The following is a 19625-nucleotide window of genomic DNA, read 5'->3' as shown; positions in this document are numbered from 1 at the left end:
CCGCGCACCCGCCGGAGCGGGAACCCGCGGGGCGAAACCGCTTGGCCTAGACGGCCTTGAGGAACGCCTCGCGGCGAATGGCCTGCTCCACCGGGTCCGGCACCGGCAGCGAGGCGATCAGCCGCCGGGTGTAGGGATGCTGCGGGTCGCCCATGACCTGGTTGCCGATGCCCTCCTCGACGAGCTTGCCGCGGTAGAGCACCCCCACCCAGGTGGAGAGCATGTCCACGACGGCCAGGTCGTGGGAGATGAACAGGGCCGCGAAGCCCAGTTCGGCCTGCAGCTCCTTGAACAGCTCCAGCACCTTGGCCTGCACCGAGACATCCAGCGCGCTGGTCGGCTCGTCGGCAATCAGCAACTTCGGGTCCAGCGCCAGGGCCCGGGCCAGCGAGGCGCGCTGGCGCTGGCCGCCGGAGAGCTCGTGCGGGAAGCGCGCGGCAAAGGCCGCCGGCAGCTGCACCGCCTCGAGCAGCTCGTCGACGCGCTTGCGCGCGGCACGGGCATCAAGGGAGCGGTGCACGATCAGCGGCTCGGCCACGCACTCGCCGATTGACAGCTGCGGGTTGAAGCTGGCCGCGGGGTCCTGGAACACGAACCCGATGTCCTGGCGGACCTTCTTGAAGCTGCGCTCCTTGAACCCGAGCATCTCGTGCCCCAGCACCTTCAGCGATCCGCCGCTGACCTTGTTCAGCCCGGCAATGGCCCGGCCGATGGTGGTCTTCCCGGACCCGGACTCCCCCACCAGCCCGTAGACTTCCCCGGCGCAGATCTGCAGCGACACGTCGTCCACCGCGGTGAACGACGGGGACCCGAGGCGCCCGGGATAGGTGATGTTCAGGTTGGTGGCCTGCACCAGCACCTCCTTCTCCTGCCCGGACCGCGAGACCATGCCCGCGGAGGCGGAGTTGCGGCCCAGATGCGGCACCGCGGCCAGCAGCGCCTTGGTGTAGTCCTCGCGCGGGGCGGCGAAGAGCTCGGAGCTCGGCGCACTCTCCACGATCTTGCCCTGGTACATCACCACCACCCGGTCCGCCAGGTCCGCGACGACACCCATGTTGTGGGTGATCAGCACGATCCCGGTGTTGAAGTCGTCGCGCACCTCGCGCAGCAGCTCCAAGATCTCGGCCTGCACCGTGACATCCAGCGCCGTGGTCGGCTCGTCGGCGACGATCAGCGCCGGGTTCAGCGCGAGCGCGGCGGCGATGATGACGCGCTGCTTCTGCCCGCCAGAGAATTGGTGCGGATAGTGGTTCACCCGCTTCTCCGGTTCCGGGATGCCGACCTTGCGCAGCACCTCGATGGCGCGGGCCTTGGCCTCCTTCCTGGAGACCTTGCCGTGGGCGCGGATGCCCTCGGCGATCTGCCAGCCCACGGTGTACACGGGGTTCAGCGCGGTGGAGGGCTCCTGGAAGACCATCGCCACGTCGTCACCGCGCACCGCACGCAGCTCGCGTGCCCCCAGGGTCAGCATGTTGTTGCCCTTGAGCACCACGGCCCCGCGGGCCACCGCGGTCTCGGCCAGCAGGCCCAGGATGGTGCGGGCGGTCACGGACTTGCCGGACCCGGATTCGCCCACCACCGCGACGACCTCCCCGGCGGCGACATCGAAGCCGACCCCGCGCACCGCGGGGACCTGGCCGGCGTCGGTGGTGAAGGTGACCTCGAGGTCCCTGATTTCCAGGACCGTGCCGTCGGCGCGGCCGATCACGTCCTTGCGGTGCGCATTCATGCTGTGGCCTTTCCGCCGCGACGCCTTGATTTTCGGCGCATCCGCAACCGCGGGTCCGCCAGGTCGTTCATGGATTCGCCGACCAGGGTCAGCCCGAGCACCGTGAGCACGATGGCCGCACCCGGGAAGACCCCGGTCCACCAGATGCCGCTGGTCGCATCGCTCAGCGCGCGGTTCAGGTCGTAGCCCCATTCGGCGGCCTTGGTCGGCTCGATGCCGAAGCCCAGGAAGCCCAGGCCCGCCAGCGTCAGCAGCGCCTCGGAGGCGTTGAGCGTGAAGATCAGCGGCAGCGTGCGCGTGGCGTTCCTGAACACGTGCTTGAACATGATCCGCCAGGTCGAGGCGCCGACCACCTTCGCCGATTCGACGAAGGGCTCGGCCTTCAGTCGCACCGTTTCGGCGCGGATCACCCGGAAGTACTGCGGGATGAAGACCACGGTGATCGAGATCGCCGCGGCCAGGATGCCGCCCCAGAGGTCGGACTGCCCTCCGGTGATCACGATCGACATGACGATGGCCAGCAGCAGCGACGGGAAGGCATAGATGGCGTCGGCCAGCACCACCAGGATGCGGTCCAGCCAGCCGCCGAGGTAGCCGGAGACCAGGCCCAGGAAGACGCCCAGGAAGATTGAGGCGATCACCGCGATGATGATGACCAGCAGGGCGGTCTGCGCTCCCCACAGGGTGCGCGAGAAGACGTCGAAGCCGCCCACGGTGGTGCCCCAGATGAACTTTCCGCCCGGGGCGGCCTGGGTGGGGAATTGGCCGTCTGCGTCGGAGATCTGGGCGAACCCGAAGGGCGCAAGCACCGGCGCGAGCGCCGCGGCCAGCACGAACACCACGGAGAGCACCAGTCCCGCCACGAGCATGCCGCGCTGCAGCCCGGCGCTCATCCGGTAATGGGAAATGATCGGCAGCCGTGTCCACAGCGGCTTCTTGGCCCCGAGGGCCGTCACGGTTGTTGCACCCATGGCTAGAACCTCACTCGCGGGTCGATGAGCGCGGCAATGATGTCCACGATGAAGTTGGTGACCGCGACGATGACCGCCAGCAGCACCACGATGCCCTGCACCGCGACGAAGTCGCGTGCCGTCAGGTACTGCGCGAGCATGAAGCCCAGGCCCTTCCACTCGAAGGTGGTCTCGGTGAGCACCGCGCCTCCGAGCAGCAGCGCGATCTGCAGGCCCATCACCGTGATGATCGGGATCAGCGCCGGGCGGTAGGCGTGCTTGGTCAGCAGCCGGTACTCGGAGACGCCGCGCGAGCGCCCCGCTTCCACGTAGTCCCGTCCCAGGGTGCCGATGACGTTGGTGCGCACCAGCCGCAGGAAGACCCCGGCGGTGAGCAGGCCCAGTGCGACGGCCGGGAGGACCGCGTGCTCGATGACGTCGGAAGCGGCGGCCATGTTCCCGGAGCGCAGTGCGTCGAGCAGGAAGATGCCGCTGGGGTTCTGCAGGGACGTCAGGGCCAGCTCGGCGTTGATGCCGGCGCGCCCGGCAATCGGCAGCCAGCCGAGCCAGACCCCGAAGATGAGCTTGAGCAGCAGGCCGGCGAAGAACACCGGGGTCGCATAGCAGAGGATCGCGAAGACGCGCAGGATCGCATCGGGCCAGCGGTCGCGCAGCTTGGCCGAGACCAGGCCGAAGGGAATGCCGATGAGCAGTGCGATGACCAGCGAATTGAAGGCCAGTTCCGCGGTGGCCGAACCGTAGGTGGTCAGCACCTCGGACACTGCCCTGTTGTCGGAAAGGGTGCGTCCGAAGTTGCCGGTGAAGACCTGCCCGAGGTATTCGAGGTACTGCACCAGGACCGGGCGGTCGTAGCCGGCCGCGGCGATGCGCTCGGCCAGCTGGTCCGGGGTGAGGCGGCCGCCGAGGGCCGCGGTGATCGGGTCTCCGGTGACGCGCATCAGGAAGAAGACGAGCGTGACCAGGATGAAGATGGTGGGGAAGATCAGCAGGAAGCGGGTGACGAGGTAGCGTGCAAAGCTGCCCCCTGCCTTGGTGGGCGCCGTGATCGGCGACAGTGGTGCCGAGGGTTCATCGGCTGGTTCGGTGGTGATGACCATGGGATGGTGGAGTCCTAGCTGGAGAAATCAATTTTCCGTGGCGGCCGCAGGCCTGCGGGAGCACGATCCGCCGGATGGCGAAGGGTGCTCCCGCAGGCCTGGACGCGCCGGGTGGTGCGGTGTCCCGCGGGGGTGGTGCCTACTTCGACACGACACCCAGGCGGAACTTGAACGAGGCATCCAGCGTGGATTCCACGCCCTTGACGTCAGCACCGGCCACGGCCACCTGGGCACCCTGCAGCAGCGGCAGCGTGGAGAGGTCGCCGGCGACCTTGGTCTGGATTTCCTCGATCAGCGCGGTGCGCTTGGCGCGGTCTGTTTCCACGCGCTGTTCGTTGATCAGCTTGCCGACCTCCGCATTGTCATATCCGTTGCCCAGGAAGTTGTCCTTGGCGAAGAAGGGCGAGAGGAAGTTGTCGGCATCCGAGTAGTCCGGGAACCAGCCCAGCTGGTACGCCGGGTAATCGGTGACGCGGGACTTCTGGTAGGTGACCCATTCGGTGGATTGCAGGTCGACCTTGAACAGGCCGCCCTTTTCCAGCTGGTTCTTCACCATCGCGTACTCGTCGCCGGAGCTCGGGCCGTAGTGGTCCGGGTTGTACTGCAGCTTCAGGTTGATCGGGGTGGAGACGCCCGCCGCCTCGAGCACTGCCTTGGCCTTGTCCAGCGACGGGCCGCCGTCCTGGCCGTACATGTCCTTCAGGGGTTCGATGGCTCCGGTGAAGCCCTGCGGCACGTAGGAGTACGCCGGAATGTAGGTGTCCTTGTAGACCTGGGTGGCGATGGCCTGGCGGTCCAGCAGGTTGGCCGCGGCCTGGCGAACGGCCTGCGACTTCTTCGCATCCGCATCGGAGGTCTTGGCGCCGAAGGGCATGATGTCGAAGTTGAATACGATGTAGCGCAGCTCGCCGCCGGCACCCTTGTGCACGGCCACCTTCGAGTCCTTGGACAGGTCCTCGACGTCGGTGGGCGAAAGCGAGCGCCAGGCGACATCGATGTTCCCCTGCTGCACGTCCAGCTTCAGGTTGTTGGAGTCTGCGTAGTACTTGATGTTGGCTGCGGAGTTGGCCGGCTTGCCCAGCAGGCCCTGGTATCCGTCAAAGGCCTTGAAGGAGACCAGTGAGTTCTTGGCATAGGACTCGATGGTGTACTGGCCGGCGAAGGCCTTGCCCTTGATGATCGCGTCGTCGTCAAGCACCTTGTCGGCGGGGAACAGCTCGTCGTCGACGATCGGGCCGACGGGGCTGGTGAGCACCTGCGGGAAGGTCTGGTCGTTGCCGCTCTTGAGCTTGAAGACCACGGTGGTGGCGTCCGGGGCCTCCACGCTGGCCAGGTTGCCCAGCAGCGAGGAGGGGCCGTTCGGGTCCGCGATCTTCACCTGGCGGTCGAAGCTGGCTTTGACGTCCTTGGAGTCAAGATCGGAGCCGTTGGCCCACTTGAGACCCGGCTTGAGCTTGACGGTGTAGTCAGTGGGCGTGGTGAACTCGGCCGATACGGCCATGTCGTTCTCCGGCTCGGCGGATCCGGGCTTGGAGTTGAGCAGGAACGGGTAGATCTGGTTCATGACCATGAACGAGCCATTGTCATACGAGGCTGCCGGGTCAAGGGAGGTGACCTTGTCGGTGGTACCCAGGGTGATCGGAGCACTTGTGGTGCCCGTCTCGCCCCCTTCACTGCCCCCGGGGGTGGCGGCCGGACCGGTGCAACCGGTCAGGGCCAGGGCGGAGATGCCGATAACGGCAGCGGCGAGCCGCATCCCGTTCTTCTTGCGGGCCATGAGCAATCCTTAATCTGTCTGCGAGCACATGATGTGTGAGTGAACCCACACGCCATACAGCCTAGGTGATCCCCGTCACCGAATGCCACTATCGAGTGATTCGGCGCACATTGGAATGCAAATGTGATCCTTGGCCTCCGTCAATGCCGCAGCCCGGCCAGGCGGCGCCCGCCCTACGTCGGCACCGCAGGCACAAGTGGCCTAGGGTTAAGCACGATGATGACACGTAGAGACGCAGCGATTGCGTTGGATATCCCCATGGAAATGGCCAAGCGCCACGGCATCCCGGCGCGGATGAGCGAAGCCGAATTTGCCGAACTGAACGCCAATCCCCCGGCCTGGCTGATCCAGTCGCGCGCCAACCGGACCGGCAAGCGCCCCGTATGGGTCCAGCTGACCTGCGCCGTGTGCGGATTCACCGAGGCCGAGCGGCCCAAGAAGTGGTGGCCGGAATTCGACTTCGTGCATTGCGTGGAGCACGGCCCGGCACAGCTGCCGCGGCTCGAGGAAGGCAAGACCCGCCTCGAGTACCTGGACATTTCCACGCGCATGTACGGCATCGTCGACGAAGCCAAGGCGTAGCGAACCGGCCCGCCCGGCCCGCGATCCCGCCTGTCGCCCGCATTCCGCGGCCGGCAGGCGGGATTTTTGCGTGTGAGCGGCCCGAACTCCGATGGACATGCCTCCATCCGACCCGGGCGCCTCGCGGGCATCGGTCCCGGGTCACGAGTGGACCGCGGCAGCTGCCTCCCACGCCCGAAGGTTCGGCCACGCGATGGCTGCGCAGCCGACGAACACCAAGGATCCCGCCAGAAACGGCACAGCGAGATCGAACACCGTTGCGAGCAGGCCGCCAAGACCGGCGCCGATGGCGAGCCCGGCGAGTCCGAACAACTTCGACACCGCATTGACCCGTCCGCGCAGCCGGTCCGGCACCAGGCGTTGGCGCAGGGAACCGACGCAGACGCTGAAGACCACGGCGTGCAGGATGTAGGTGGCCAGGAACAATCCCGCCACCCACGGGACATCGGCCAGGAAGATCGCCAGCAGGCTGGCCGCGCCCACCAGCAGGCTGCCGGCTGTGGTGGCGGCATACCCGATCCTCCGCCGCAGCGGCGCCACCATGGCCGCCCCCGCGAGCCCGCCGAGCGCCGACACCGAGAGCAGGATCCCGTAGCCGGCGGAGCCCAGGCCCAGGACGTCCCGCGCGAAAAGGACAAGGATCGAGAACGGCATCATGTACGCGACGCTCGCCAACCCGCCGACGACCGCCAGCGAGCGCAGCAGCGGGTGCCGGGCCAGCCATGTAGCACCCTCGAGGACGTCCCGGTGCAGCGTCGTCCGGCGGCCGGGCCGCCGCGCGGGACGGAAGCTGCCCGCCAGGCCAAGGAAGAGCAGCGCCGCCGCCGCGTACGCCCCGGCGGTGGCGGCGAGGGGCAAGGCCATCGCCGCGGCGAACATCAACCCGCCAAGCGGCGGACCGACGAACTCGTCGGCGACCAGTTGGGTGGCGGAAATCCGGCTGTTGGCCCGGTCCAGGTCCCTGCCGCCCACCAGCGACGGGAGGATGGACAGTGCCGTGTTGTCCGCTGCCGTTTCCAGGAGCCCGATCAGGGCAAAGGCCACGTACAGGGCGGGCATCGACTCCGTTCCGGTGGCCACCAGCGCGGCCAGCGCCGCCATCAGGGCGCACCTGCCCAGGTTGGAGAGCCAGAGGATGCTTCGTCGGTCCATCCGGTCGACGATGGCGCCAACGGGCAGGACCACCAGGATCTTGGCGGCCGAGTACACCATGGACAGCCCCGCGACCAGCAACGGGTTCGTCGTCAGCGCCGTCGCCAACAGCGGAATCGCGACGTAGCTGATGCCGTCGCCGAAGTTCGAGGCGGCATTGCCCGCCCACAACCGTCCGTATCCCCGCCCCAGCGACATGGTCTCCGATCCTACAGGCGGTTCCGCCGCCCGGCGCAGGGAATGGTCCCGCTGGTCGGCGGTTGCTGGATACTGGAGCGATGACATTGGATGATCGGCTCGAGGGGATCTTCGAGGCCCGCGACCGGAACAACATGCAGCCCACCATCGATGCGCTGTTGCCGATCCTGGAGCGGCACCCGGCCAACCCGCGGGTCTTGTACGAGGTGGGCGGCGCCTACGACACGGCGGGAGAGGAAAACACCGCGGCGTCGTTCTACGAGCGGGCCCTTGATGCAGGGCTGTCGGGAGACCTGTTGCGCCGATGCTACCTGCAGTACGGATCCACCTTGCGGAACCTCGGCGAATTCGCCCGGTCGGCAGAAGTCTTCGAGCGCGCCCGGGCACGGTTTCCGGTTTCGCCGTCGCTGGCAGTCTTCGAGGCGATCTCCCTCCATGCGTGCGGCCGGCTCGACGAGGCCGTCGCCGCCTTGCTCGACGTGGTCGCCACCGGCATCAGGTCCCCGGACCTGGAGCGGTACAAGCCCGCCATCCTCGGCAACGCCGCCCACATCCGGTCCTTGGCGGACGCCCGCCCGTCTGCCCGCCGGCCCGACGCCCGATGACTGCGCCACCTGTGGCGGGATCCGGCCACGGGGCCACCACGCCCCGGGGTGAACGGTTAGGCTGGCGGCATGATGGCAGAACCGGAGCTTGCTCGTTCCCGCGCGGTGCGGGCCGCCCTGGCGGGATTCGGGATGGTTGCCGGCTACGCGGTCCTTGGCGCGTTGCAGATCCTGGTCTGGAACCCCCTGGCCGCGGTTCCGGGTGCCACGCTAGCCGAGATCCGCGCCCAGATGGCCGGGGCCGGCGAGCATGCGGGGACACCGCTGGTGGTGGCGCGGGCTGTCACCGGAATCCTTTTGGGCGTTGGAATGCTGGTCGCGGTGCTGCTGCGGAAGCTGTCCGCTGCCGGCGCCACGGTGCTGTCCCTGCTGCTCTTCGTGCTCGGCGCCCCCTCGATGATGGTCGCGTCGTTCCCCTCGGGCATGGGCCTGGCCGACACCTTCGGCATCTCCGGCGGTGACCACGCCCCGTGGGGGAGTGTTCTTTACCTGGCCAGCGCCGCGGCGTTGCTTCTCCTGGTGCTCTTCCTGGTGCGCAACCACCCCAGGCCGACACCGATGCCGCCCAGGTGATTCCGGCACACGACTCCCCGGGCCGGGCTCATCCCTGGTTGTGGAGGTCCTGGACGGTTCGTGAGAGCAGGCAGAACTCGTTCCCCTCGGGATCGGCCAGGACCACCCAGCTGACGTCCGGGCCCTGCCCGACGTCGGTGCGCCGCGCCCCCAAGGCGAGCAGGCGCTCCAGCTCCTGGTCGGTCGACACTCCGTCGGCACGCAGGTCGAAGTGCAACCGGTTTTTCACGTTCTTGCCCTCGGGCACCGCGAACACGTCGATGTGAGGCCATCTTTTGTCGTGCGGCGCGATGCTGATTCCTTCGCTGTCTTCCTCAACAATGCACCAGTCAAGCACGGCGCACCAGAAGTCGGCCACGACCCGCGGACGGATCGCATCGATGGCAATGGCGGCTAGTCGACTGGTCATGGCCACACGATAGCCGTTCGGGCCCGACCACGGAACAGCTGAGGTGCACCCGAAATGGCGAAGGCCCCGCCGGTGCAGCAAGCACCCGGCGGGGCCTTCGGAGGCGTGGCGGATCAGGAAACGAGCGTCGGGTCCCAGGCGGTGGAGCGGGCCGAGTCGATGGTGGCCTGGCCCAGCACGCGGGTGCCCTGGTAGATGACCATGGTCTGGCCCGGGGCGACCCCGCGCATCGGCTCGATGAGCGTGGCCACCAGGACATTGGACCCGTCTTCCTGCGCCTCGACGCGGGCACGGGCATCGACCGGGTCCCCGTGCGCGCGCACCTGGACCATGCAGTCGAACTCGATGCCGGCGGACGCGTCGGCGATGGGCAGCCCGGCCCAGGAGATCCGGATGCCGCGCAGCTCGTCGACCGCCAGCAGGGCCTCGGGGCCGACGATGACCTTGTTTTCCTTGGGCCGGATCTCCAGCACGAAGCGGGGCTTGCCGTCGGCCGCCGGGGTGCCCAGCTTCAGGCCCTTGCGCTGCCCGACGGTGAAGGCGTGGGCGCCCTCGTGCTCCCCCAACGGCTTGCCCTCCTGGTCGACGATCGCGCCCGGTTCCATGTCGATGCGCTCGGCCAGCCAGCCGCGGGTGTCCCCGTCGGGGATGAAGCAGATGTCGTGGCTGTCGGGCTTGTTGGCCACCGAGAGCCCGCGGGCCTCGGCCTCGGCGCGGACCTCGGCCTTGGACGGGGTGTCGGCCAGCGGGAAGATGCAGTGCTCCAGCTGTTCGTGGGTGAGCACGCCCAGCACGTAGGACTGGTCCTTGGCCCAGTCGGCGGCGCGGTGCAGCTCCGGGTTGCCGTCGGTGTCGCGGATGACCTTGGCGTAGTGCCCGGTGCAGACCGCGTCGAAGCCCAGCGCGATGGCCTTTTCCAGCAGCGCGGCGAACTTGATGCGCTCGTTGCAGCGCATGCAGGGGTTCGGGGTGCGCCCGGCCTCGTACTCGGCGATGAAGTCGTCGACCACGTCCTCCTTGAAGCGCTCGGAGAAGTCCCACACGTAGTACGGGATGCCCAGCACGTCGCAGGCGCGCCAGGCGTCGTTGGAGTCCTCCACGGTGCAACAGCCGCGCGATCCGGTGCGCAGGGTGCCGGGCATGCGGGACAGGGCCAGGTGCACGCCGACGACCTCGTGGCCGGCCTCGACCGCCCGCGCCGCCGCAACGGCCGAGTCGACCCCGCCGCTCATTGCTGCCAAAACCTTCATCGTGTGAACCCTGTCCCTGCTGTTTGGATGCTGCTGACTTGTGCGGCCATGCCGGCCTTTTTGGCGCGCGCGTAGGCCTCGGGCAATGCCGCCACAAGTTTCCCAACGTCGGCGGCGCTCGATGTATGCCCGAGCGTGAAGCGCTGGGCCCCGCGGGCGGTTTCCTCGTCGCGGCCCATGGCCAGCAACACGTGGGACGGGCGCGGCACCCCGGCGGTGCAGGCCGAGCCCGTGGAGGAGTGCACCCCGAGCATGTCCAGCACGAAGAGCAGCGAGTCGCCCTCGCAGCCCGGGAAGGTGAAGTGCGCGTTGCCCGGCAGCCTGGTCCCGGCGTGGGCCGGATCCGCGGTGCCGTTGAAGACCGCTTCGGGGATGTGCTCGTGCACCCCGGCGACCAGTGCGTCGCGCAGGGCGGCCAGGCGTTCGGTTTCGGCCGCCAGGTTGGCCGCGGCCTGCGTGGCCGCCGCGGCGAATCCCGCCGCCGCGGCCGAGTTCAGGGTGCCGGAGCGCAGCGCCCGTTCGTGCCCGCCGCCGTGCTGGATGGGGGTGAGCACCGTATCCCGGCGCACGAAGAGGGCGCCGATGCCAACGGGTCCGCCGATCTTGTGCCCGGACACGGCCATGGTGGCCAGCCCGGAATCGGCGAAGGAGATGGGCAGCGCGGTGAAGGCCTGGACCGCGTCGGAGTGCACCGGGATGCCGTGGGGCCCGGCGAGCGCGACGACCTTGTCGATCGGCTGGACGCTGCCGACCTCGTTGTTGGCCCACATGCAGGTGAGCAGCGCGATGGATGCGGGGTCGCGGGAGATTTCGGCGGCGAGCACCTCGAGGTCGACGACCCCGTCGGAGGTTACCGGCAGCCAGGTGATGGTTGCCCCTTCGTGGGCCTCGAGCCATTCGGCGGTGTCGAGCACCGCGTGGTGCTCGATGACCGGGACCAGGATGCGGGTGCGGCGTGCATCGGCGCCGTTGCGGGCCCAGTACAGGCCCTTGAGCGCGAGGTTGTCCGATTCGGTGCCGCCGGAGGTGAAGATGACTTCCGAGGCGTGGGCCCCGGCCGCGGCGGCGAGGCGTTCGCGGGATTCCTCCATGACGCGGTGGGCGCGGCGGCCGGCGCCGTGCAGCGAGGACGGGTTGCCGGTCTGGGCCAGTTCGCGGGTCATGGCGGCGAGCGCCGCGTCCGACATGGGTGTCGTTGCTGCGTGGTCTAGGTAAATGGGGCTCGTGGACACCGAACAATTCTAGCCGTGTTGCCGGATTCCGGGGCGGAGTGATTGCTCACAGCCTGGCCGGGCCCCGGCCCGGGGACTGCACGGGCCCCGCGGCAACAGCCGGCGGGGCGCCGTGTCCCCCTAGTTTTGTTCCCCGCCGAAGTATTCCCCGGCCAGTTCTTCCGGGTCGAAGGGATCGGTGTCGGCCTCGGGCAGTTCGTTGCGGGTGTCCCCGGCGGCATCGAGCCGGGAGTCGGCCTGGACCTCCCAGGCTTCCAGTGCCGCGCAGCCCAGCAGTGCGTCGATGAGCGCGCGGGTGCCCCCGACGATGGTGGAGTCCTCGTAGAGTTCGGTGCTCATCAGCCAGTTGCGGTCCTGGGGCCAGGCGAGGTTGGGCGACTGGCGCTGCTCCCCCAGCGAGGTCCGTGCCCACAGCGGGCTGGCGAGGTCCTGCCCGTCCCCGGTGAAGAGGTAGAAGGAGCGGTAGCCGGAGCCGATCTGCAGCGTCGGGGCGTTGCGCACCGCATCGGAGAATGCCGGGGCCTTGGCCTTCGCGGCAAGCTCGGCGGCGCGCTGGGCGTTTTGCTGCGCATCGAGTGCCGGGTCGTCCGCGATGACGACCTCGACCTGGTCCCCGCCGTGGATGAACGCGAGCCCGTTCCACAGGGCCAGGTGGATCTGCTCCGGCGTGGTGGTGTGTGCGACCAACAGAGGGGCCATGGCCCGCAGCTCGGCGGCGCCCAGTCCGTCCCAGCCCGGGGCCTCGCCTTCCCAGGAGTCCTCGGCCAGCGGCACCCCGTCCTCGCCAATGCCGGAGAGTGCGGCGAATTGCGCCAGGGCGTGCATGGTGGTGCCGCGCCGTGCGGCGATCTGCCCCCAGCGCACAGGCTGCCCGTCCGGGCCCATCGCCGGGTGGAAGATCCTCGCGTAGGCCTCGTAGCCGCGCGGGACCTGCCCGGCGACCAGGTTTGCGGTATCCGCATCCCGTCCTTGTTCCTGCAGTGCCGCCACGATCCAGGCACCGGCATCCGGGGCCGTGAAGTTCAAAGTCATTCATTCAGGGTACCCATGTGCGGGGCCCGCCGCCCGCCGAACACCCGGCCGGGTGGCACCCGGGGCCGGCCCAATCCACGCAAATCCTTCTAAAACTGGTAAGAATGGTATAACAGATCCCCGCAAGGAGCCCGCATGAGCATGTACCTTCCAGCCCTCCGCCACCCGGTCCACCGCTTTGCGCACCGAAGCATCGATTTCAGCTCGCGGATCGCGCTGATGGCCATCATCAACCGCACCCCCGACAGCTTCTACGATTCCGGGGCGACCTTTGCCCTGGCCTCCGCGGTGGACGCCGCCCTGGATGCGGTGCACGCGGGCGCCGACTGGATCGACATCGGCGGGGTGCCCTTCTCCCCCGGGCCCGCCCTGTCCTGGCAGGAGGAGGCCCAGCGGATCGTGCCGGTCATCGAAGCGGTTCGCGCCCACAGCGACGTGATCATCTCCGCCGACACGTTCAACCCCGAGGTTGCCGCCGCGGCCCTGGCCGCCGGCGCCGATGTCATCAACGACACCACCGGGCTGAGCAACCCGGAGCTCGGGCGGGTGGTTGCCGGGGCCGGGGCGCACCTGGTCATCACCCACTCGCTGGCTGCCCCGCGGACCGTCTACCCGCGCCCGCGCTACAAGGACGTGGTGGGAGAGGTCGCCGAGTACCTGCGCGAGAAGGTCGGCTTCGCCAGGTCCCTGGGGATCGGGGAGGACAAGATCATTGTGGACCCCGGGCACGACCTGAACAAGAACACCCGCCACACCCTGGAAATCACCGCCGGGTTCGAGGCCATCGCCGCGCTGGGCTACCCGAGCCTCGCGGCGGTCTCCAACAAGGACTTCATCGGCGAGACCCTCGATGCCCCGAAGGCCGGACGCACCGCCGGGTCGATGGCCGCGGCCACGATGTGCATCATGAACGGGGCGCGGATCATCCGCATGCACAACGTCCCCGAATCGGTTTCCACCATCCGGATGCTGGAGGCTGCCATGGGATGGCGCGAACCGGCATACCTGGCGCACAACATGGGAGCTGTCAACGCCCCGGCCCACCCCGGGGCCCTGCCAGCCGCCGGCAACGGGGCGCGCGCAGCGGCCCGGGAGGACGCCTGATGCGCGGGCTGGTTCCCGGCCCCGCAGCGGACCCGGACGACGGGCAGCTGCTCGACTGGTACGCGCCCGGAGGCGGCACCGGGCCCTTCGTCCGCTTCAACTTCGTCAGCTCGACCGACGGGGCCGCAAGCATCGGGGGGCTCTCCGGGGCGCTGGGCACCGCTGCGGACAAGCGCGTGTTCATGCTGCTGCGCCGGTTGGCCGATGCCATCGTCGTCGGGGCCGGGACCGTCCGCGCCGAGGGCTACGAGGGCGAGCTGCTCGATGACGCCTCGCGCGCCTGGCGCCTGGCGCACGGGATGCCCGAGCGACCGCTGCTCGTGGTGGTCTCCGGCCGCCTGGACCTGGATCCGCACAGCGAACTGTTCACCCGGAACCCCGGGAAGATCCTGGTGCTGGCCTCCGGCTCGGCCGATCGAGGGCGCGCCGCGGCCCTGGGCGCGGTGGCCGAGGTCGTCTCGGCCCCGGCTCCGGGACCCGTCATCGACCCGCGCTGGATCATCGAGACCCTGCACGCCCGCGGCCTGCGCGTGCTCCACTCCGAGGGCGGACCCACGCTGCTGGCCGATTTCCAGCGCGCGGACGCGCTCGACAGCCTGTGCGTGACCTACTCCCCCGTGCTGGCCGGCGGCGACGGGCCCCGGATCGCCCGGGGCCGGCAGGGCGATGAACCCCGGCACCTGGGGCTGCACCTGCTGCTGGAGGAGGACGGCACCCTGCTGGCCGAATACCGCCGACGCTAGGGGCCGCACCCCCCGGGCCACGGCCGCGGGGATCGGGCGGGGGGGGACATCCACCCAGCAAACCGGCACCCGGAACCGGTAGGATCGCTGGAGCGATACCGGGCTTCGGACCCGGCGCACCCCAGGGGCCAGGGACCCGCACGTCCCGTCCTCGACGCACCCCCGAACCGAAAGGCGGCCACGTGGCCCAGCGGCAAACCCATTATGAAGTCTTGGGCATTGCCCCCACCGCCAGTCCCCGGGAGATCAAGTCCGCCTACCGCAAGGCGGCCCGGCTCACGCACCCCGACCACGGCGGCGACGCCCAGGACTTTGCCCGCGCCACGCTCGCCTACGAAACCCTCATCGACCCGGCCGCCCGCACCCGCTACGACCGCAGCTACGGCACCGAGTCCAGCTACCTGCGCGGGGGTGCCCCCGCGCCAGGTGCCCACGGCGCCGACCCGGGGCACCCGTCGGGCACGGGGGCCGGCGGGTCCATGCGCTTTGGCGCCGCCGGTCCCCGCCCCTCGGCCACCGACGCGACGATCTACGTGCCGGGGCTCGAGGAGCCCGGGGCCATCGACCGGGACACCTCCATCCGCCAGGTCCACGGTGCACCGCGCAAGCGCGGCATCTTCGGCGCCCAGGCCCGCCTGGCCCGCGAGAACCGCTCGGTGCAGCTGCTTTCACGCCAGGTGCTCACCGCCCTGCCCTCGGCCCGGCTCGTCAACGGGCTGCACGCCCCCGGCGGCGGGTACATCGACCACGCCCTGCTCGGCGGCTACCGCCTGGCCCTGGTGCATTCGATGCTGCTGCCCCGGGGTGTCTACCGCTGGGACGGCTCGACCCTGTTGCGCGACGGCAAGCACATCGACCCGCCGCGCCTCGGGCCGGTGGTGCACCAGATGCAGGGCCTCTTCCCGGAGCTGAACGTGACCGGGTGGACGGTGATCCTGTCCCCCGACGGGAACCTGCACGAACCGGTCATCGACTATGCGCGCGGCGCCGAACCCGGGCCGATGAACGTGCTCAACGTGGTCAACGCCGTGAACCTGGTGCGGGAAATGAAGATGTTCCTGGGCACCGGGCCCACCCCGCATGTGGTGGATCGCACCATTTTGGCCCGGCTCATCGGCGGAATGTACTAACCACGTGCGCTCCCCGGCGTCCGCAGGTCCTCCCCGGACCCTCCGGTGAACCGCCGCCGGAGCGCCCGGCACCATGCGCGGGCCCGGCGCACCGTAAACTGGGGTGCGTGTTCCGAATCCTTTTTTACACTCCCGAAATTCCCGGCAATACCGGCAACGCCATCCGCCTGGCCGCGGTGACCGGCGCCGAACTGCACCTCGTCGAGCCGCTGGGCTTCGACTTCGAGGACTCCAAGCTGCGCCGAGCCGGCCTGGACTACCACGACCTGGCCGTGGTCACCGTGCACCCGGACATCGAATCCGCCTGGGCGGCCCTGGCCCCCGCCCGCGTCTTCGCCTTCACCTCCGAGGGCAGCACGCTCTACACGGAAGTGTCCTACGAACCGGGCGACGTGCTGCTCTTCGGCCCCGAGTCCGTCGGGCTGCCGGCGGAATTGAAGAACGATGCGCACATCACCGCCACCGTCAGGTTGCCGATGCTCGAGGCCCGCCGCTCGCTGAACCTCGCAAATTCCGCATCGATCGCGCTCTACGAAGCCTGGCGCCAGCACGGCTTCGTCCCCGGCGGCACACACTGAATACCTAGCCTTCTGCCCTATGCTTACACGTGGCAATCACCGGCCACCCCCCGCTCTTTGAAAAGGATGGCAACATCATGACCGGCACCGATCCCGCATACCCTGCGCACCGCGGCGACGAGAACGACGACGACCTCGGCATGGATCTTGTCGATGCGGTGTCCACGGACGCCGAGTCCCCCGCACGGCGCCCGCTCAAGAGGTGGATGTTCGTGGTCGCGGCCCTGGCGGTGGTCGTCATCGGCCTGGTCGCCGGGCTGGTGAACCTGATTCCGACCAACTACGTTTCCAAGGTCGAACGTGCCTCCGACCAGGTCGTCGCCCAGGCCGATCTCGAGGGCGGCGGGCATGCGGTGCTCAAGACCTCCGCGAAGGCCGACGCCGGGATGATCGAGCTGACCGGCTTGCCGGCCATCGACCCCACCGAGGACTACGTGGTGTGGCTCATCGAGGCCTCCACCGACCGGCCCACCCTGCTGGCCACCATCGCCCCGTCGGACAAGCCCGTCAAGGAGGGGTTCAACGGGGTGGACCAGCTCGCCTCCGTCATGGTCTCGGTGGAACCGGGCGACGGAAGCAGCACCGCCCCGAGCACCGAGCCGTTGGCCGTGCTGGATTTGCCCGAGGCCAAGTAGCGCACGATTGCGGTCCCGGCGCGGCACCCGCGCCGCCCACGACGAGTGGGCCGCCTCCCCTGCGACAGGGAGGCGGCCCACTCGTGTTTAAGGCGCCGCCGGCCTGCGGCTGGAAGCGCCGGGGCCGGAAGCGCCCGGGCTAGAAGCCGGCGATGGTGTCCGCCGCGTTGACCGCGACCACGTGGAAGGACTCGGCCACAGCACCGGGCCCGAACCCCGCCGCGGCGCCCTGCGCCTCGGACTGGGCGCGCACGTAGCGTTCCATGGCCGGCACGTCGGGGTGCTGGCTCAGGTGTTGGCGCAGCGCCTCGAGCTTGAGCTCGAACACCGCGGTGACATCCACCCGGTGGTTTTCGCGTTCGGCCGGGGCCCCGTAGAGCCACAGCCACGGCAGCTTGTACGCTTCCAGTCCCGCCTCGAGCAGTTCCGGGTAGGAGAACGGGTTCTCCACCGCCGGGTAGATGGCCCGGGTGACCGCTTCCCCGCAGGCCAGGTGGTCGGGGTGCGAGCGCTGGATCCGCTCCCAGTTGCGTTCCGGGTGCATGGCCAGCACGACGTCGGGGCGCAGCGCGCGGATCAGCGCGACCACCTGCTTCATGACGCGGTGGTTGGGCTCCAGGAACCCGTCGGCCTCCCCCAGGAAGTGCACGGTGTCAACGCCCACCAGGGCCGCGGCGGCACGCTGCTCGGCATGCCGGGTGGCGGTGATCGCCTCGGCGGTGCGCGCGTCGAAGCCCCCGGCGTCGCCGTCGGTCATGATGCAGTACTCGACCTGCACGCCCGCGGCGGTCCAGGCCGCCACGGTGCCCGAGGCCCCGAAGTCCAGGTCGTCGGGGTGCGCGCCGAAGCACAGCACCCGGCGCACCTGCTGCACGGCCGGATCGAAGATGCCCACGCGACTAGCCCTTGCGCCGGCGGATCTCGGCGGCGGCCTGCGGCAGCACCTGGGCCAAATCGCCCACGATGCCCAGGTCCGCGATCTCGAACACCGGTGCGTCGGGGTCCTTGTTGATCGCGATGATGGTCTTGGCGGTCTGCATGCCGGCCTTCTGCTGGATCGCCCCGGAGATCCCGGCGGAGATGTACAGCTGCGGGGAGACCGTCGTGCCGGTCTGCCCGACCTGCGCGGAGTGGTCGATCCACCCGGCGTCGGTGGCGGCGCGCGAGGCGCCCACCGCCGCGCCCAGCGCGTCGGCAAGATCCTCGACGGGGCCGAAGTCCCCGTCCACGCCGCGTCCGCCGGCCACCACAAAGCGGGCCTCGGAAAGTTCCGGGCGGCCGGTGGCGGTGTGCTCGGCGGTGGCGGTGATGCGGGCCGCCGGGCCGGCCTCACCGAGTTCGAGCTCGTGCACCGGGGCTGCCGCGCCGGCGGCGGGGGCCGCCTCGCGCAGCTCGACGCTGTTGGCCTTGAGCGTGATCAACGCCGGGCCGCGGGTCGCCTGCGCCTTGACGGTGTAGCTGCCGGCGAGCACCGGCTTGGTCACGGTGAAATCCGCGTCGACGTCGATGGCGTCGGTGATGACCCCGGCGTCCAGCCGCACGGCGGCGCGTGCGGCGATTTCACGTCCCTCGACGGTGTTGGGCAGCAGCACCGCGGTGGCGCCCGATGCGCGCACCGCGGCCTCCAGCAGCGAGACCGCCGGGGCGATGAGCCCGGTGGCGTCCAGGCCGCCGGCCGCGGCGTAGAAGCCGGTGGCGCCCGCGGAGGCGAGCCCTGACAGTGCGGCGGCGTCGGCCGGGCCGCCCAGCACCGCGCTGGCCTCGCCCAGGCGGGCGGCCAGGGCCAGCAGCTCGCGCTGCCCCTTGGTCGGCGCGCCGGCGGGGGCGTGGATGTATACCAGGATGTTCGACATGTTGTTCCCCTTGAAAGTGGTGCTAGATCAGCTTGGCGTCGGCCAGGAAGTCCACCAGCGCGATGCCGGCCTCGCCGGAATCGGTGATGACCTGCCCCGCGGCGCGCGGCGGGCGCGGTGCGGCGGAGAGCACGCGGGTCGCGGACCCCGCGGCGCCCACGGCCCCCTCGGCCAGGCCCAGTTCGGCGAGCGTCAGCGTGGTGATCTTCTTCTTCTTCGCCGCCAGGATCCCGCGGAAGTTCGGGTAGCGCGGCTCGTTGGCCTGGTCGGTGACCGAGACCAGCACCGGCAGCGCGGCTTCCAGTGACTGGACCCCGTCCTCGCCGACGCGCAGCCCGGTGACCGTGGTGGTTCCGGGCGCGATTTCCAGCTTCGAGAGGTTGGTCAGCTGCGCCAGGCCCAGGCGTTCGGCCAGCTGTGCGGGGACCAGCGAGGTCTCCGCGTCGGTGGAGGCCATGCCGGTGAGTACCACGTCGAAGCCGCCCAGCTGCTTGATGGCGGTGGCCAGCACCAGGGAGGTCGCCCCGGCGTCGGAACCCGCCAGCGCGGGATCACAAATGTGCACGCCCGCGGCCGCCCCCATCTGCAGGGACTTCTTCACGGCGTTCGCCGCTGCGTCGGGACCCATGGTCATGGCCGTGACGGTGTTCCCCGCCTTCTCGCCGCCGCGGGACTCGGACAGGGCCAGGGCCGCCTCGATGGCGTACTCGTCGAGTTCCGACAGGACCGAGTCGGAGCGGTCCAGGCGTTGCCCCGGTGAGGTCAGGTGCCGCTCGAATTGGACATCTGGCACGTGTTTGACCAACACGAGAATGTTCAGGGGCGTGCCGGTGTTCTGGCTCATTGCTGCCTTTCTGGAAACTTGGACAGATCTGCGTGGGAGAGGGCGTCCGGTGCGCACCGGGCGCCGCCGATGGCGGGCGGGACCGGCCGATCTCCCAGGGTCCATCGTATCGGTGCCCGGAGGCGCCCGCT

General features: G+C 69.6%; 20 protein-coding genes. 8 read left to right on the top strand and 12 right to left on the bottom strand.

Features of this window, described 5'->3' with window-relative positions:
* Positions 1–46: 46 nt before the first annotated feature.
* The 4 genes from FPY90_RS00820 to FPY90_RS00805 all read right to left on the bottom strand — a co-directional run bounded on the left by FPY90_RS00820 (position 47) and on the right by FPY90_RS00805 (position 5574).
* The gene (locus FPY90_RS00820; RefSeq protein WP_498683325.1) at positions 47–1729 is read right to left on the bottom strand and encodes a dipeptide ABC transporter ATP-binding protein; all 1683 of its coding nucleotides are present in this window, start codon (positions 1727–1729) and stop codon (positions 47–49) included.
* On the bottom strand, positions 1726–2700 hold the full coding sequence (locus FPY90_RS00815; RefSeq protein WP_498683324.1) for an ABC transporter permease: 975 nt from the start codon (positions 2698–2700) through the stop codon (positions 1726–1728). Before FPY90_RS00815 ends, FPY90_RS00820 begins: the two co-directional genes overlap by 4 nt.
* Before the next feature lie 2 nt (positions 2701–2702).
* On the bottom strand, positions 2703–3797 hold the full coding sequence (locus FPY90_RS00810) for an ABC transporter permease (RefSeq protein WP_286135262.1): 1095 nt from the start codon (positions 3795–3797) through the stop codon (positions 2703–2705).
* Between the two features lie 139 nt (positions 3798–3936).
* Complete coding sequence (locus FPY90_RS00805) at positions 3937–5574, bottom strand: ABC transporter substrate-binding protein (RefSeq protein WP_071213535.1); 1638 nt, start codon at positions 5572–5574, stop codon at positions 3937–3939.
* Between the two features lie 216 nt (positions 5575–5790).
* Between FPY90_RS00805 and FPY90_RS00800 the strand changes: the two genes are divergently transcribed.
* Positions 5791–6156, top strand: coding sequence for a hypothetical protein (locus FPY90_RS00800; protein WP_498683322.1), 366 nt, complete (start codon positions 5791–5793; stop codon positions 6154–6156).
* 141 nt (positions 6157–6297) lie between these two features.
* Here FPY90_RS00800 and FPY90_RS00795 read toward each other — a convergent pair whose 3' ends face one another.
* Positions 6298–7506, bottom strand: coding sequence for an MFS transporter (locus FPY90_RS00795; protein ID WP_498683321.1), 1209 nt, complete (start codon positions 7504–7506; stop codon positions 6298–6300).
* A gap of 80 nt (positions 7507–7586) precedes the next feature.
* Between FPY90_RS00795 and FPY90_RS00790 the strand changes: the two genes are divergently transcribed.
* Entirely contained in the window at positions 7587–8111 is a 525-nt protein-coding gene (locus tag FPY90_RS00790; RefSeq protein WP_498683320.1) for a tetratricopeptide repeat protein, read from the top strand.
* A gap of 69 nt (positions 8112–8180) precedes the next feature.
* Positions 8181–8684 (top strand): hypothetical protein, encoded by a 504-nt coding sequence (locus FPY90_RS00785; protein ID WP_498683318.1) that lies wholly within the window; start codon positions 8181–8183, stop codon positions 8682–8684.
* Between the two features lie 28 nt (positions 8685–8712).
* Here FPY90_RS00785 and FPY90_RS00780 read toward each other — a convergent pair whose 3' ends face one another.
* The 4 genes from FPY90_RS00780 to FPY90_RS00765 all read right to left on the bottom strand — a co-directional run bounded on the left by FPY90_RS00780 (position 8713) and on the right by FPY90_RS00765 (position 12607).
* Entirely contained in the window at positions 8713–9093 is a 381-nt protein-coding gene (locus FPY90_RS00780; RefSeq protein ID WP_498683317.1) for a VOC family protein, read from the bottom strand.
* Between the two features lie 113 nt (positions 9094–9206).
* The gene (gene mnmA / locus FPY90_RS00775) at positions 9207–10343 is read right to left on the bottom strand and encodes a tRNA 2-thiouridine(34) synthase MnmA (protein ID WP_498683315.1); all 1137 of its coding nucleotides are present in this window, start codon (positions 10341–10343) and stop codon (positions 9207–9209) included.
* Positions 10340–11530 carry a cysteine desulfurase family protein gene (locus tag FPY90_RS00770; protein ID WP_498685484.1) on the bottom strand — a complete coding sequence of 397 codons (1191 nt, stop codon included), beginning with the start codon at positions 11528–11530 and terminating at the stop codon, positions 10340–10342. Before FPY90_RS00770 ends, mnmA begins: the two co-directional genes overlap by 4 nt.
* 165 nt (positions 11531–11695) lie before the next feature.
* A complete protein-coding gene (locus tag FPY90_RS00765; RefSeq protein WP_139194721.1) occupies positions 11696–12607 on the bottom strand; it encodes a hypothetical protein in 912 nt (303 codons plus the stop codon).
* A 135-nt stretch (positions 12608–12742) separates the two neighbouring features.
* Between FPY90_RS00765 and folP the strand changes: the two genes are divergently transcribed.
* From folP to FPY90_RS00740, 5 genes are all read left to right on the top strand, one after another.
* Complete coding sequence (gene folP, locus FPY90_RS00760; protein ID WP_498683312.1) at positions 12743–13711, top strand: dihydropteroate synthase; 969 nt, start codon at positions 12743–12745, stop codon at positions 13709–13711.
* The gene (locus FPY90_RS00755) at positions 13711–14454 is read left to right on the top strand and encodes a dihydrofolate reductase family protein (protein ID WP_071213544.1); all 744 of its coding nucleotides are present in this window, start codon (positions 13711–13713) and stop codon (positions 14452–14454) included. Before folP ends, FPY90_RS00755 begins: the two co-directional genes overlap by 1 nt.
* Before the next feature lie 182 nt (positions 14455–14636).
* On the top strand, positions 14637–15584 hold the full coding sequence (locus FPY90_RS00750; protein WP_498683307.1) for a J domain-containing protein: 948 nt from the start codon (positions 14637–14639) through the stop codon (positions 15582–15584).
* 107 nt (positions 15585–15691) lie between these two features.
* Positions 15692–16162: a tRNA (cytidine(34)-2'-O)-methyltransferase gene (locus FPY90_RS00745; RefSeq protein WP_071213546.1), complete on the top strand. Its 471-nt coding sequence runs from the start codon at positions 15692–15694 to the stop codon at positions 16160–16162.
* Positions 16163–16239: 77 nt separating this feature from the next.
* On the top strand, positions 16240–16797 hold the full coding sequence (locus FPY90_RS00740; RefSeq protein ID WP_139194723.1) for an anti-sigma factor: 558 nt from the start codon (positions 16240–16242) through the stop codon (positions 16795–16797).
* Between the two features lie 139 nt (positions 16798–16936).
* Here FPY90_RS00740 and FPY90_RS00735 read toward each other — a convergent pair whose 3' ends face one another.
* From FPY90_RS00735 to FPY90_RS00725, 3 genes are read right to left on the bottom strand one after another with little or no spacing between them, the layout of a single operon-like run.
* On the bottom strand, positions 16937–17692 hold the full coding sequence (locus FPY90_RS00735) for a PIG-L deacetylase family protein (RefSeq protein WP_498683305.1): 756 nt from the start codon (positions 17690–17692) through the stop codon (positions 16937–16939).
* Positions 17693–17696: 4 nt separating this feature from the next.
* Complete coding sequence (locus FPY90_RS00730) at positions 17697–18650, bottom strand: electron transfer flavoprotein subunit alpha/FixB family protein (protein WP_071213549.1); 954 nt, start codon at positions 18648–18650, stop codon at positions 17697–17699.
* A gap of 22 nt (positions 18651–18672) precedes the next feature.
* Entirely contained in the window at positions 18673–19494 is an 822-nt protein-coding gene (locus tag FPY90_RS00725; RefSeq protein WP_498683303.1) for an electron transfer flavoprotein subunit beta/FixA family protein, read from the bottom strand.
* Positions 19495–19625 lie beyond the last annotated feature (131 nt).

The organism is Arthrobacter sp. C2 (assembly GCA_024207135.1).
GTDB lineage: Bacteria > Actinomycetota > Actinomycetes > Actinomycetales > Micrococcaceae > Paeniglutamicibacter.
Note: the sequence above shows the minus strand (reverse complement) of the source record. Positions and strands in the feature narration are given on the sequence as shown.